The organism is Thiobacillus denitrificans DSM 12475 (assembly GCF_000376425.1).
GTDB lineage: Bacteria > Pseudomonadota > Gammaproteobacteria > Burkholderiales > Thiobacillaceae > Thiobacillus > Thiobacillus denitrificans.
This window is the reverse complement of record NZ_AQWL01000002.1, coordinates 387,429-401,966: the sequence shown is the minus strand read 5'-3', so window position 1 is coordinate 401,966 and position 14,538 is coordinate 387,429. Positions and strand designations below refer to the sequence as shown.

Sequence of the window (14,538 nt, the reverse complement as noted above, 5' to 3'; positions counted from 1 at the left end):
AATGAATACCGTTCCCATGACGCCGCCACCACGCAGTGACTCGCCTGTCTTCATCGTCGGCGCCCCCCGTTCCGGCACGACGATGCTGCAATATCGCCTGCGCAATCTGCCCAGCATCTCGCTGCCGACGGGCGAGTCGCATTTCTTCATGCCGCTGTACCGCAACCGGGAAGTGTTCGGCGACCTCAGCCAACTGGAGAACATCCGGGCGGTGTTGCAGGCGATGTACGACCAGAGTCGCGAATTTCTGGAGACGGACCTGCACGGCATGCGTTTCGACCGCGATGCGCTTGCGGCCGAGCTGCACGTCACCGGGCGCCATACGCTGCCGGCCATCATCAGCGGCCTGTTCGAGAAGAATGCCCAGGGGGAGGGCAAGGCTCGCTGGGGCGACAAGACGCCGTATTACGTCATGCACATGACGCGGCTGCTGGAATGGTTTCCCAAGGCCCAATTCGTCCATCTGATTCGCGACGGACGCGACGTCGCCTTGTCCTTGTTCGGTCGGCGCAATGACTTCTATGTCTACAACGCCTATTTCGCAGCGGAGTATTGGGAAAGCTATATCGAGAAGGGACGTGAACAGGGTCGCCAGCTTCCGCCAGGCCAGTACCTCGAGTTGCGCTACGAGGACCTGCTCGCACAGCCTGAAGACACCATGCAGGCCCTCTGTGAATTTCTCGGCGAACCCTACTCGGCCGGGATGTTCGCAGTTTCACCCGTTGATGACCCGGGCAAGACGCCGCTGGTGCACGAGCCCCTGAAGGTGGACAACGCCGGCAAGTGGCGCACCCGGATGTCTGCCGCGCAGATCCGCGCGTTCGAGAGCGTCGCAGGCAACACCTTGCGCGAACTGGGCTATGAATTGACGACCTCGGCGCAGCCGCCGCGGCTCGCAGTCAAGGCCGCTTACCGGTTGCACAACAATCTGTTGACCGCCTACTGGCAACGTTCCAAGGCGAAATCTGTGTGACTGCGCTGACCATACTCATCTGCACGCATAACCGGGCGAACCTGCTCGCGAACGTGCTGGCTTCGCTCAACCGGGCTGAACGCCCGGCCATGCCAGTACGCATACTGGTGGCGGCCAACGCCTGCACGGATGACACCGTCGCACGCATGACGGCATACCAGGCAAGGCAACAGGCAGAAGGCCTGCTTCCTCTGTCGCTGATCGAGGTCCCCACCCCCGGAAAGTCGCACGCACTGAACGCCGCCATTGGGCGCATCGAAACAGAGCTCACCACGTTCGTCGATGATGACCATCGAGTCGATGCGGGCTTCCTGGCCGCCATCGAACAGGCCGTGCATCGGTGGCCGGATGCCGGCCTCTATTGCGGACGCATCCTGCCAGATTGGGATGGCAGCGAGCCCGCCTGGGTCCACGACGAGGGCCCCTACCGCATTTATCCGCTGCCCGTTCCACGCTACGATCAGGGCGACACGCCTCGCCTGATCACCGCGGCTGCCGGCCCTATTCCGGGCGGGGGCAACCTGACCGTCCGGCGTCGGGTGTTCGACGCTATGGGCCGGTTCTCCACCGAACTGGGTCCGCATGGCCATGACCTTGGCGGCGGGGAAGACAGCGAATACGTCTTGCGGGCCCTGTCGCGCGGCGAACAATGCCAGTATGCCCCGGCCATTGTTCAGTACCACTTTGTCGACACCGAGCGCCTGCGGCTCGCATACCTGCTGAAGAAAAGCTATCAGCGCACTCGCTCCACCAGCCGCATTCAAGGTGGCGGCGCCGTCCCGCTCTACATGTGGCGCAAGCTGGGGGAGTACTTCCTTCACGGGCTGCTGAGCCTGTCATGGTCCAAGCGCCGCTTCTACCTGATCCGTACTGCGGCGGCCCTGGGAGAAATCCAGGGGCATCGCGAATCTGGCTATCGCCGCAAGCAACTGGATCTGCCGCCCGACCGCAGTACGCTGCGGATCAAGGGGCTCGGCGTCGTCACTGCAGCCTGCGGGTTACTCGCCTGGTTCGCCAGTGGCGATGCACGCTGGGCGGGCCTGCTTCCGCTGATGCTGGTGGCAGGTGTGGGGACCCTGGCCCTGCTTGCCAAATCGCTGCTCGATTTTTCGCAAACCGGACCGCGCATGCGCGAGGAAGTACTCACCCATTACCGACGCTACACGCTCTTCGCACTGTCCCGGCTCTCGATCTGGGCATTCGCCGTGATGCTGTTCACTGGCGGTGCCGGAGTGCTGATTTACTTCATGCTGGCTACGTTATCCGGTGCAGGGTGGTCAGGGCCGCTCGCCGCTGTCGCCGCCCTGCTCGGCATCGTGGGCGGTTTCATGCTGCAGTTCATCCGCAAGCTGCGCTTCAATCCAGGCCTGCTGGTGGCGTCGATGCATTACCGCATGAGCCGGGTGTACCGGCTGTGGCATGCGATGACGCCGGCACGTATTGCCCGCCTGCAGGCGCTGGGTGTCGCTGCCACAGCCCTGCTGCTGGCCGCCACCTCCTGGAAACTGGCCAAGGATACCCGCCTCGGCGATTTGATCGCACTGTGGGCCACAGCCCTGTTTTATTCAGGAACGATCGTCTGGGCCGGCTGGCAGCCGCATGCACTGCCGCCGCGCAAGCGCCCGGCGCGGGCGGAAAACGCGCCGCCCAACATCCTGATGATCGGCTCCGACACCCTGCGCGCCGACCGCCTCGGCGCGCTCGGCTACCGTCGTAAGCTGAGCCCCAACCTCGATCGCTTGGCAACTGACGGTGCGCTGTTCGCCAACTGTTACGTGCCGTGCGCGCGCACTGCGCCGAGCCTGATTTCCATGTTCACCGGCACCTGGCCGCACACCCACGGCATCCGTGACAACTACGTCAGCGACGAAAGCACACGGCTGACGGTCGATGCCCTGCCCACGCTGCTGAAGCAGGCCGGCTATCGCACCGCCGCGGTCTCCGACTGGTGCGGCGCCGACATGGGCAAGTTCTCCTTCGGTTTCGACTACACCGACCTGCCGCACGACCAGTGGAACCTGAAGTACCTGATCCGCCAAGGGCCCAAGGACTTGCGGCTGTATATTTCGCTCTTCCTCCACAACCGGCTGGGCCGCCTGCTGCTGCCGGAACTGTATTACCTCGGCGGCGTACCGCTGACGCAGCCGCTGGGTAGGCGCGCACGACGACTGGTCTCGCGCTTCGCCGAAAGTGCGCAGCCGTTCCTCCTCAACGTCTTCTATTCGACCACCCACCCGCCATTCGCCTCGGAGTGGCCGTGGTACACGCGCTTCGCCGATCCGGCCTACACCGGCGAATCGAAATTCGCGATGGCGCAGCTAACCGACCCGTTCGAGATCATCCGCCGCCAGGGTGCACCGAAGTCGGAATTCGACCTCGACCAGATCATCGACCTGTACGACGGCTGCGTCGCCGAGTTCGACGACGAGATCGGCATGATGCTGCAGCATCTGGAAGCCTGCGGGCTGGCCGACAACACGCTCGTCGTCGTCTACTCCGACCACGGCATGGAATTCTTTGAGCACGACACGTGGGGCCAGGGCAATTCGGCAGTCGGCGAGGCGAGCCCCCGTATCCCGCTGATCATTCACGACCCTCACAGGCCGCCACGCGGCAGGATCGACAGCGTGGTGCGCTCGATCGATCTCGTCCCCACGCTCCTTGAGCGCGTTGGTTTGGCTATCCCGGCGCATGTTGAAGGTGTTTCACTGCTGAACTGCCTTGCCGAAACGGGTGAATGTCCCCATCTCGCGGCCTTCAACGAAACCGGCATCTGGATCACCGAGATTCCCGGTCTCCCCGAAGGCCATTTGCGCTACCCGGGGCTACTGGAACTGATGGAAGTCCCGAACCGCGGTACCGGAACACTTGCGATCAAGCCCCAGTTCCGGGGAACCATCCTGCGCGCAAAAAACAGAATGTTGCGTTGGGGACGCTGGAAGCTGGTTCATCAGCCGCTGGAATCGGGGCATCTGCTAAGGCTCTTCGACCTGGAAAACGACCCAATTTGCCAATATGACGTTTCGGACAAGCATCCAGAAATCCGTGCCGAACTCTGGACAAGGCTGCAGGATTTCCTGGCCACCGATGCACAGGCCACCATTGAGTGATATGGGCTTGCATGCCGTGTTGCCGGAATGCGCACGGTGTGTTCAAGAAACTAGCGCGCGGACTTCCTTAAACCATTTTTGAGCCACGGCATCCCGGGAATAATGCGCTTTCCAGTAGGTTTCCATCTGCCGCCCGAGTTCGGGGTCGGCGTTCAGGAAACGATTGACCTCGCGAACAGCGGCATCCTTGTCCCCCAGGGGGACAAGCGCGATGCCCGGACAGTCCTTGTAAATACGAAATCCGGGTATGTCGGATAGAACGCAGGGGATCCCGCAGGACATTGCCTCGATCACCGTCAGCCCCATCGATTCCTGTCTGGACATTGAAACCAGGACGTCGAAGGAATCGTAAATTTTTTTCTTTCTGCGTGTCCACGCGTGATAACGCACCCGCCCCCCTGCGCTGCCGGAATCGCTCCCGCCCCACACATGAACCATCCGCGCATCGGACGCCTCTGCGATCGACAATGCCTCCGGAACATTCTTGTTCGGGTCGGCCACCCGCCCCACGACACCCACATTTCCAACATGCCGTGTCTTGGCGACCTTCTCGCAATAATTCGGGATCACGAAGTAGCGAGAAGGGTCGACCTCGTGATGCATGAACTGGATCTCGCTGACCAGGTGGGACTTGGTCGCTAGAAATACCTTCTCAAGCTTATTTTCCTTGCCTAAGACCCCATGGATTGTCAGCAATGAGCGCCTGCCCTCTGCCGCCATTCTGGAGAAAAAGGCGACATCCATGTGCCCGTCACACACATACAAATCGAACGTGCGCTTCTGCAGCATGCCCCAGGACGCTATCCGCACCTTGCTTCCCAGCATGGGGTTGTAGTCGCTGGCCGGGCTCGCGATGAAACAGACCGCGTACTTGTCCGCGAACAAATTCGCGATCCGTGCGATGGCGATGGTGGCGCCGGTGGTACCGTGGAATTTGCAGCAAAAGACTATCGTCTTCTCGCCCTGCTTCGCCGTGAACGCGCCATGCATCCTGTTCTTGAAGTAGGCGAGCGCGTTCTGCGCCACTCTCGATGCATGCCTCACTTTCCATGGCAACATCACAGCCTGCTCCGTGCTCAGGACGCCGGCTTCAATCCGGACAGAAGCGGCAGTAGGGATTCTGCGGCGAGCCGATCTTGGGCGGGGCGCTCGGTTCGGCAACTGGCGCACCGGATGCGGTCGGGGTGTCGACCTGGGCTGGCTCGACCGGTTGCGCCGCAGCCGGTTCAGCTGCGGGTTTGGCCGCTTCGATCGTTGCCGCCGCGGCCACAGCGGGTTCCGGATACGGCAGCTTGCCGCCCAGCTCGGTATAGCGCCGCTGCAGGCTCCTGGTGCCCGGATTTTGGCGCAGGCCCTCACTCACGGTTTCCAGCGCCTTGGCTCGGTTCTTCTGCTTGTCGTACAAGTCGGCCAGCGTCATATAGGCGCGTGACTGCCGCGCATCCAGCCTGATCGCCTCGAGCAGGTTGCTCACCGCCTCGCCATCGCGCTTCATCAAGGACAGCGCAACGCCGCGGTTCATCAAGATTTCCCCCCGCAGGTAGAAATCGGGACTGGCGTGCGACAGCACGTAGTCGAACTCGCGCACTGCGGCCACCAGTCCGTCGTTGCGGCCAGGGGTGAAGTTGCCGCGCGCGCGGTTGAGGAAATTGAGTCCGGCACAGTAGTGGTGGACGTGAATAAAATCCCCGCCCATATTCGAACGCCAGGTCCGGAAGGCATCCGAACCTTCGTTGAACCGCGCTGCGCAATACGGCGGCAGCGCCGCCATATCGGCCGGGCTGGGCAGCCAATTGGCCTGCGCGACCGCCGTCGGCAGGCCGGCGAGTAGGGCCAGGAGGATTTTGGCGGAACGGATCATGGCATCGGGTCCTCTTGCTTCAAACAGGCATTCCGCTCATCGGGCTGCCTTGATTTCACGAATGGCCAGCCAGTCAAACACGGAATCGGCGCCGCGCCAGCCCAATGTCAGCAACTCAGGATAGCGCAGATACAAGTCGCCCACGTGCTGCGGCAGCGCCTCGAACCCGCCAGGCTGGATCGCCCGCCCTAGCATGCGGTTCTGGTAACCCCTTATACTGTAGCGTACGCGCCGGCGGAAATATTTCTTCCATTCGCGCGGTAGCCACGGCGAAACCGAATCGAATTCGAAGCCGGCCGCCTCGGCCACGGTCACCCGGCTGTCGTCCCAGCGCGTGTCGCCGCGCAAATCCCATTTCAGCATCGCCCCCATCAAGGCATCTTCGCCGATGGTGCCGACGGGCATTTTGACGGCCCGGGCGCGGATGCGTTCGACGAAATCGCCGCGCAGCCCATACAGATTTCCGGCGATGCCGTTGTCCTTCAGCATGTCGCGCTGAAATGCGGCAACGCCGCGACCGCTTCGGGGCAGCGCCGATACGCCGTTGGCCTGCGGATGCAGCATCAATGCCTGCGCCATGGCGTCGAGCGAACCCGGAGTGGCGCGCACGTCGCCGTCGATGAAGAAATAGTGCGCCGCGCCGCGTGGCGCGACTTCATGCACGAACACATTCCAGGCGTTGGCCTTGTCGCCCAGCGCGATCGATACCAGGTGCACGCCGGGATGGCTGGCGCTGTATTCGCGCACCAGGGCTTCGGTACGGTCGGCGCAGGCGTTGGCCAGTACGTAGCATTCGGCTGGATGGCCGGTGGCGGCACGCAGGCTGTCGAGGCAGGCGATGATGTTGCGTGCCTCGTTGTGGGCAAAGACGGCGACGGGCCAGGCTTGCGTAGTGTCGGTCATAGACAGAGTCAAGGTTCGTTTGCGTTCAGGCTCAGCTTGTGGGTCTTGTCGGCGACGCGTTCCCAGGCAAATTCGCGCTCGACCCGCTGCAGCGCGCGCTGCCCCCATTCGCAGGTCTGCGCCGGCTGCGTCAGCAGGCTGCGCAGGCCGTCCGCCACCGCCTCGACCGAGGTTCCATCCACCCGCAGGCCCGTCTGCTCGTGCAGCACCGCCGAACCGGTGCCGCCCGCTTCGCCTGCCAGGCTGGGCTTGCCGCAGGCGGCCGCCTCGATGAACACCATACCGAAGCCCTCATTGTCGCCGTTGATGTCGCGGTTGGGCATGGCGAACACGTCGCAGGCATTCAGCCAGCGCGGCAGATCGGCTTCCTCCACCGCGCCGATGCGGTGGGCGATGCCCTGCAGACGATGTTGCGCAATCAGACCGTCGAGATAATCGGCGTCCTCGCCGATTCCCGCGATGACGTAGCGCACTGCAATGCCTTCGCTGCGCAGCCGTGCCACGGCACGGATCGCCTGATCGAAGCCCTTGCGGCGCGACAGCCGGCCGACCGAGAACACCAGCTTGTCGTCGCGGCCGATCCCCAGGTCTTTACGCAAATCCTCGACGCCCAGTCCTGGCCGGAACACCGACACATCGACACCGGGATAAATGACGGCAATGCGGGTCGCGGTGACCCCCATGGCAAGCAGGGTGGCGCGCGTATGCTCGCTATTGGCGACGACCCGGTCGGCATGGCGCAGGGCAAACCGCATGGCCTTGTATTTGCCGCCGCTTCCCCAGCTGGTGAGCTCCTCGCCGTGGGCATAGACAACCACCGGGCGCCGGGTCAGCCGCGCCACCGCCCACGCCACCAGCCCTTCGGGCAGCGCGCGGAAGGCATGGATCGCATCGAAGCGGTGGGTCAGCGCCAGTGCCAGCGACTTGAAGAAAAAGCGTGCGTACATCACCAGCGACTCGGGGCGTAGCCAGGCCACACGCTTGAGGTTCAGGCGATGAATGGTGTTGGGGTGCCGCGCATCGACCGTGGCCGCGCCCGGCACCTCGGCGGTGACGATATGGATTTCCTTGCCGCCGAGGCGTTTGTACACCTCGGCCGCCCATACGGCGGTACCGCCCTTGGTCGGCAAAAACAATTCGGTCAGCACCAGCAGGCGGTTCAAGCGGTCACCCCCTCAGCATCGACAGCACGTTGCGCAGGCTCTGCCAGCCCGGGCGCGCCGCCAATGAAGGCAATACGGCGCCGACGGCCGCAATCCGCTGGCCGTTTTTGCTCAAGGCACAGCCAAGGTTGTAGCGGGCGTTTTGCATCCGCGCCGCCACGCCCTGCCTGACCGGCGCCGGGAAATTTTCCGCCCGCTGCGCCAGATCGGCGAGGGTGCGCACGTTCTCCCGCTGCGCCGCCACCGGGTCGCGGCGAGTGGCACTGCCGCCGTGGATCACATAGACGCCGAGACTTTGGCAAATCACGCCGATGCGGCGACTGCCTGCCAGCAGCCGGGTCAGGAAATGCACGTCCTCGCACACCTTGAAGCCGATCGGATAGCCGCCCAGTTCGACAAAGCGGGCGCACGGGACGGAAAGCGTATGGGTGTCACCGAAATGATCGGCCGCGAAGGCGGCCATCTCGGCCGGGGTTTCCATCACCACCCGCATCGCGCCTGCGGCCTTGGCGAGCAGCAGGCGCCCCGACGGGTGCTGCGCCATCGAGGTGCCGAGCAAGCCGCCTGCCGCATCGCGATATTCGTAATCGCCGGTCAGGCAATCCAGCGTGGCATCTTCGGCGATCCATTCCGCATGCAGCTTGATGCGATCGTCCGCATACCAGTCGTCGGCGTCGAGAAACGCCAGCCAGTCGCCGCGGGCAGCCGCCGCACCGGCGTTGCGCGCCGCCGAGACGCCGCTATTGTTTTGCCGGATCAGGCGCACGGCGCCGCCGAACTGGCGCGCGACCACGGCGGTGGCATCGGTCGAGCCGTCGTCGATCACGATGATTTCGTATGCCGGCCAGCTTTGCGCCAGCACCGATTCGATCGCGCGCGCCAGCGTGGCGGCGGCGTTGAACGCGGGAATGACGACCGAGAAGCGCGGCGTCACGCCGTCCGCTCCAGCCAGGCCAGCGGCAACGCCAGGCCAGTGAGTTGCGCCAGGCGACGGAAGCGCGGGATCTCGTCCAGGCGCGCACGCCAGGCGGCGACGCGCGGCCGCAGCCGGGACTCGACCCAGGCCGGGTCGCGCTCCCGCACGGCGCGCGCCAGTTCCAGCGGCGAGAGAAAGCGCAGGCCGGGGCTGGCGGCGAGCGCGGCCGTCAGTCCCGTTTCCAGGGCGGCAAGGCTGGCGTCCGGCGCCTGCAGGAAATTGAAGCGATGGGTTTCGACCAGGCAGGCGCGGCCCTGCCGCGTGCGCGCCTGCAGGCCTTCCAGCAGACGCTGCGGCGGCTGCCCAAGCGCCGGCTCGAAATACACGTCGCGCACCAGGTAGGTGGGCCCCGTTGACGCCCGCTCGCCCGTCAGCATCGTGGCATCCACGCAGTCCGGTTGCCCTTTGGCGTTGCGGCAGGTGGCGCGGCGGCCCGGCGTGATGACGGCTTCGATTCCTGCCTGCGTCCAGGCGGCCTCGATCGCGTCGTTCCAGACGAACGTGGTGGCGACTGCCACCTGCGGCGCGCTGCCGAAAATGGCCCGATAACCGGCGGCCTCGGCGGCGGCGGCCTGCCGCATCACCGCCGGCGCCAGCGCGCGCGACGGCAGGACGGAAGCATCAATCCAGCGGCTTTGCAAATGCGATGGCAGGTCCTCGGTTGCAGCGGGTTCGGCTGCGGTGAGCCAGGCCCGTACGTCCGCATCCGCCTGTGCGGCGGCCAGCAGCGCCGGCGGCCAATAGTGGCACTGGCCATGCAATTGCGGCGCAAACACGCCCGCCCGGATGCCGTCCATCATCGCTGCCCGGACGGCATCGAAGCGGGCATCGGCAAGCGTCAGTGCGTGGTATTCCGTGCAGCCGGCCGCTGCGATGCGCGTGCCGTCGGGCACTTCCAGCACCACCCCCAGCGTCATCACGGCCGGCCGCCCGCTGCGATCGCGCACGCGCTGCAACGACGCGGCCAGGCAGCGCAATGCGTCGGCCTGCGCCAGCGGCCCGGCCCCCCAGTCATCGCTTTCGATGATGAGCACCGGCTGGCGCAGCACCGGCTCGCGCCAGCGTGCGGCGAGCGGCGCGGCAAACACCAGCAGCACCCCTGTCCACACCAGCAGCAGCACCGCAAAAATGAGCGCCGCCGCCATCATCGATATCCCATCCGGGCGGCCACCTCCGCCACTTGCGGCAGCACCCGCTCGATTTTTTCCCGGTTGCGGCCGTCCTTCCATTTATCCAGCCGGATCTCGGAAAAGGCGTTGTAGGGGATGTCGAGCACCTCGGCGCAATGCGCCTGCAGGCGCGCATCGAAGGCCAGCCCGCAGCCTTCGAATATCCGTCGGAAGGTGGCGACCGGGTCGCGCAGGAAATCCTCGTAAAACACCTCGACCCATTGCCCGGCGGGCACGCCGTCCCTGGCATCGAGAATGGCCCGGTTGACGACGGCATACTGAAACGCGGCAACCTGTTCGACCGGCGCGTCCACATAATTGCGCCAGCCCTCGGCAAGAAAGAAACACCACTGTTGCAGTTGCCCGTTTTCCACTGCCACCGTCGCCGGCAGATCGTTCGACCAGGTGGCGAATTCGTCCGGCTTTTTCCAGCCCTCGATCAGGGAATTGAGATTGTCACCCGGGCTGCGCTTGACGAAAACGAACACGGCATCGGGAAACAGCGCACGCAGGTAGGGCACGCACAGGCCGTTCTGGTTGTTCTTGTCGACCCAGCGGTGACGGCCGGTCCAGCGGTAAAAGTAGCGACTGACGGCAGCGCGGTCCGCTGGGCTGGCATCGCCGGCGTCCAGCCCGTGGGTATCCCAGTTCTTGTCGGCCAGCGGATGCAGGCCGGTCCAGTAGTCGTGGGTTTCGCGTTGCAGGCTGCCGATTTCGCGCGACTCGGACAGAGTCTTGTAGACCAGCGTGGTGCCCGCACGCGAGCAGCCGACCACGATGATGGGCCGCTCCGCCGTACGCCGCGACATTCCCCAGCGCACCCCGCGCAGGCCGCGGCGCACCCGGCGCGCATGGAACACCAGCGTTTTCGTCACCTTGTCGAAAAATTCCTTCAAACTCATGCGCTTTCTGTCGGTATCAATCGGATGCCCAGGGCACACAGGATTCGTGCCCGGCGGCAAGCTCGTTTATATTGGCGGACATTATCCCGTATCACGCAGACACAACACACCATGGATGGCATTTTTGGCTGGCTGGGCGATCACGGCGCCCATCAGGATCTGATCAGGCACATGGGGCGCGCGGCCTGCCTGTCGCCGGAGGGGCTGCTGCACCAGCACAGCAGCCAGATGTTGGGGGTGGCAGCGTGTTCGCGCTTTGGCAAGGCCGACATCCACGTTGAAAACGGCCTCGTCGCTGCGCTCTATGGACGTCCGCGTTTTCTGGACGATGAACTGGCGCTGATCGCGCGCGACCAGAATCCGGCCATGGCGGTCGCGTACGGCTGGATGCGCTTCGGCGAAAAGCTGCCGACGCTGATGCACGGCAATTTCGCTTTCGCGGTCATCGAGCCGCTGAAAAAGAAAGCCTGTCTGGCGCTCGACCGCGTCGGCGCCGAACGTCTGTGTTACGCCCAACGCGGCGGCCATCTGGTGTTCGGCAGCAGCGTGCAGAACGTGGCCGCCCACCCTGCCGTTGGGCGCAACATCGATCCGCAGGCGATTTACGATTACCTGTATTTCCATACCCTCCCCGCGCCACGCAGCCTCTATCAGGGCGTGCGCAAGCTGCTGCCGGGGCAGATCATCACCCTGAAAAACGGCGCGCTCCGCAGCGGCTTTTATTGGCAGGCGGACTACGCCGCGGTCGATGCCGATTTCGACGGTCACCGCCGCAACTTTCGCGCCATCCTGGATCAGGCGGTACGCGACGCCGATGCGCCTGCCACTGCCGCATTTCTCTCCGGCGGCACCGACAGTTCCACCGTGGTCGGCGCCCTCACCGCCGCGCGGGCAGCCCCGGTCGACACATTTTCCATCGGCTTCGACGCCGCGGGATTCGACGAGATGGAATACGCCCGCTGCGCCGCCGACCGCTACGACAGCCGGCGCCACGAGTACTATCTGAAGCCCGCCGACATCGTGACCGCAATCCCCGTCATCGCGCGCGAATACGACGAACCGTTCGGCAACGCCTCGGCCGTGCCGACCTATTTCTGCGCTCAGGCGGCGCGCGAAGCAGGGTTCGAACGCATGCTGGCGGGCGACGGCGGCGACGAAATCTTCGGCGGCAACGTGCGTTACGCCAAGCAGCGCCTGTTCGAGACCTACACCCGCCTGCCGGCTTTGCTGCGGTACGGGGCGATCGAGCCGCTGACGCTGCTGCCGGGCCTGTCCAACCGCTTCCCGCTTGCCAAACTGAAAAGCTATGTCGACCAGGCCAAGGTCGGCCTGCCGCTGCGGCTGGAGTCCTACAATTTCCTGCATCGCACCCCACTCGGGCAGATTTTCGCCGCGGACTTCATCGACGCCGTCGACCCTTCGGCACCGGGCGCCGCACTGACCGAAACCTACGAACGCACGGCGTCGGACCATTACATCAACCGCATGATGCATCTGGACCTGAAATTCACCCTGGCGGACAACGATCTGCGCAAGGTGGGCACCATGACCGAAGCGGCGGGCATCGAGGTGCGCTACCCGCTGCTCGACGACCGCCTGGTGGCCTTCGCCAACCATCTGCCGGTGGATTACAAGGTGCGCGGGCAGAAACTGCGCTGGTTCTTCAAGGAAGCCTTGCGCGACCTGCTGCCGGAACAGATCATCAACAAGACCAAGCACGGCTTCGGCCTGCCGTTCGGGGTATGGAGCACGCAATACGCCCCGCTCGGCGAACTCGTCGGCGACAGCCTGTCGGACTTCAAGCAGCGCGGTTGGATCCGGCCGGCGTATCTCGATCACATGCTCGCCATGCAGCGCGGCCCGCATGCCAGCTATTACGGCGTAATGATCTGGCTGACCATGATGCTGGAGCAATGGTTGCAGGCGAACGAACACTGAATCCTGCCCTCAGCAGCCTCCAGCCAGCAGTGCCGCACTACCCGGTCCGCGATTCGCGCCGGCTGGCAAACGTCACGACAGGCGCGGCCTGTTTCTCCAGCACGCCGGAGAATTTAGCAACCAGCACCAGAATGATCATCAGATGGTACGGCAGGTCGAAATACCCCATCCCGAGGAAAGCGCCACCCGCTGCATATCCCACCAGGCTCACCTGGATCATGGCCGCAAGATCCGCCGCCCATTTCCTGGCGGGATCATTCTTGCAGCGCTTGATGATCTGCTGGGCACGGATCCAGGCCAGTATTCCAAGCAGCATGAACAGGCCAAACCCGATAAGCCCCTGCTCGCCCATGATTTCGAAATAAATGCTGTGCACGTCACGCACGTTGAACGGGTCGGGCGCGTACTGGCGGAAAACCGGCGGCTGCCACATCTCGAAGCCGCCGCCGGTGATGCGGTCTTTCGCCACATTGAACGCGGTGTGCCAGGCGTTGATCCGCCCCTGCGCGGACTGATCCTGTTCATAGGTGTTGATGGTGTTCATGCGGTCATACCATTCCTGCGGCATGACCGATGCCATGATGCCGATGGCGATCGCCATGTAAATGCCGGTGACGAGCTTGTTGCGGCTTTTCAGCCACAGGAACAGCCCCATCGCCAGCATCGCCACCAGACCGCCACGCGACTGGCTGCCGATAGCCGCGACGCCGGTCAGCACCATGGCGCTGGCCAGCCCGATCCGGATCCACTTGCGGGTTTCCTGTAGATGCAGGTAACGGATAAGCGGAATCGTCATGACCAGTGCCAATGCCAGTTCATTGTTGCCGGTAATGAAGGTTTCGCTGGGCCCCTGCACCCGGTAGGCCCCGCCGTTGGTGATCGTGAAGATTCCCCCCTTGACGCCATAAAAGCCGAAAGACAGGGCGATGATCCAGATCAGCCAGTGCAGCTTGTTGCGGTCGGTGATGATGAGCGCGGTGAGAAAGATCATCAGCTGGATCTTCCATACCTTGTTCCATTGCTGCCAGCTCGTATCAGGGTAGAAGGCAAAAAAGGTAGTGAACAGCATCCAGCCGACAAAGATCAGCAGGACGATGGTTTCCCGCGTCCATGGCATCTCCTTTTTCTCCTTCGATGCCATGAAAGCCACGATGGTGACCAGGCCGACGATCATGGAGAACGGCAGATTGTAGGCAAATCCCCACGCCAGCCGGTGCGGATTCATGTAGCCCAGCCACGACCACAGCAGGATCCCCAGCCAGGGGCGCTTGAACACGAAAGGAAGCAGGCCGAAAATCAGGCCGGTAATGAATAGGTCTCTCATACGGATTGGGTTTTCTGCGCCATCGGTGAAATCGTGATGTCCGCCATATTCATCATCAGGGCATCGGCAAGGTATTCAGCATTCAGGGTACACAATTGCAACGCAGCGCGCAGGGCAGGCTCGCTCTCCGCCGTGCGCCGGTTGCGCCTGATCCGGGCCGGCGGGCACCAGGGTTCGCGGCGCATCGGCAGTTCGAACCAGGCGGCCGGTTTCATGCGC

12 protein-coding genes are annotated in these 14,538 nt (G+C 63.9%); 3 read left to right on the top strand and 9 right to left on the bottom strand.

The genetic code is table 11. The features are described 5' to 3' along the window. Position 1: 1 nt before the first annotated feature. Together B059_RS0104260 and B059_RS0104255 are read left to right on the top strand one after the other, a co-directional pair. Complete coding sequence (locus B059_RS0104260; RefSeq protein ID WP_245538726.1) at positions 2–973, top strand: sulfotransferase family protein; 972 nt, start codon at positions 2–4, stop codon at positions 971–973. Beyond that, entirely contained in the window at positions 970–4,083 is a 3,114-nt protein-coding gene (locus tag B059_RS0104255) for a sulfatase-like hydrolase/transferase (RefSeq protein ID WP_018077006.1), read from the top strand. The genes B059_RS0104260 and B059_RS0104255 overlap by 4 nt, the downstream gene beginning before the upstream one ends. 42 nt (positions 4,084–4,125) lie before the next feature. On the opposite strand, the gene B059_RS0104250 is transcribed toward B059_RS0104255, so the two are convergent. The 7 genes from B059_RS0104250 to B059_RS0104220 are packed head-to-tail and all read right to left on the bottom strand — an operon-like array spanning position 4,126 to position 11,057. Then, complete coding sequence (locus tag B059_RS0104250) at positions 4,126–5,142, bottom strand: glycosyltransferase (protein ID WP_018077005.1); 1,017 nt, start codon at positions 5,140–5,142, stop codon at positions 4,126–4,128. A 31-nt stretch (positions 5,143–5,173) separates the two neighbouring features. After that, positions 5,174–5,944 carry a tetratricopeptide repeat protein gene (locus tag B059_RS0104245; RefSeq protein ID WP_018077004.1) on the bottom strand — a complete coding sequence of 257 codons (771 nt, stop codon included), beginning with the start codon at positions 5,942–5,944 and terminating at the stop codon, positions 5,174–5,176. 36 nt (positions 5,945–5,980) lie between these two features. Next, entirely contained in the window at positions 5,981–6,847 is an 867-nt protein-coding gene (locus B059_RS0104240) for a glycosyltransferase family A protein (protein ID WP_018077003.1), read from the bottom strand. A gap of 8 nt (positions 6,848–6,855) precedes the next feature. Next, positions 6,856–8,010 carry a glycosyltransferase family 4 protein gene (locus tag B059_RS0104235; RefSeq protein ID WP_018077002.1) on the bottom strand — a complete coding sequence of 385 codons (1,155 nt, stop codon included), beginning with the start codon at positions 8,008–8,010 and terminating at the stop codon, positions 6,856–6,858. Between the two features lie 4 nt (positions 8,011–8,014). Then, the gene (locus tag B059_RS0104230) at positions 8,015–8,944 is read right to left on the bottom strand and encodes a glycosyltransferase family 2 protein (protein WP_018077001.1); all 930 of its coding nucleotides are present in this window, start codon (positions 8,942–8,944) and stop codon (positions 8,015–8,017) included. Beyond that, on the bottom strand, positions 8,941–10,134 hold the full coding sequence (locus B059_RS0104225; RefSeq protein ID WP_018077000.1) for a hypothetical protein: 1,194 nt from the start codon (positions 10,132–10,134) through the stop codon (positions 8,941–8,943). The genes B059_RS0104230 and B059_RS0104225 overlap by 4 nt, the downstream gene beginning before the upstream one ends. Next, positions 10,131–11,057, bottom strand: a complete 927-nt coding sequence (locus tag B059_RS0104220; protein ID WP_018076999.1) for a sulfotransferase family protein — start codon at positions 11,055–11,057, stop codon at positions 10,131–10,133. Before B059_RS0104220 ends, B059_RS0104225 begins: the two co-directional genes overlap by 4 nt. Before the next feature lie 111 nt (positions 11,058–11,168). Here B059_RS0104220 and B059_RS0104215 point away from each other — a divergent pair, with 111 nt between their 5' ends. After that, a complete protein-coding gene (locus B059_RS0104215; protein WP_018076998.1) occupies positions 11,169–12,995 on the top strand; it encodes an asparagine synthetase B family protein in 1,827 nt (608 codons plus the stop codon). A gap of 37 nt (positions 12,996–13,032) precedes the next feature. On the opposite strand, the gene B059_RS0104210 is transcribed toward B059_RS0104215, so the two are convergent. Together B059_RS0104210 and B059_RS0104205 are read right to left on the bottom strand one after the other, a co-directional pair. Further along, the gene (locus B059_RS0104210) at positions 13,033–14,319 is read right to left on the bottom strand and encodes a putative O-glycosylation ligase, exosortase A system-associated (RefSeq protein ID WP_018076997.1); all 1,287 of its coding nucleotides are present in this window, start codon (positions 14,317–14,319) and stop codon (positions 13,033–13,035) included. Next, positions 14,316–14,534 (bottom strand): hypothetical protein, encoded by a 219-nt coding sequence (locus B059_RS0104205; protein ID WP_018076996.1) that lies wholly within the window; start codon positions 14,532–14,534, stop codon positions 14,316–14,318. The genes B059_RS0104210 and B059_RS0104205 overlap by 4 nt, the downstream gene beginning before the upstream one ends. Positions 14,535–14,538: the final 4 nt, after the last annotated feature.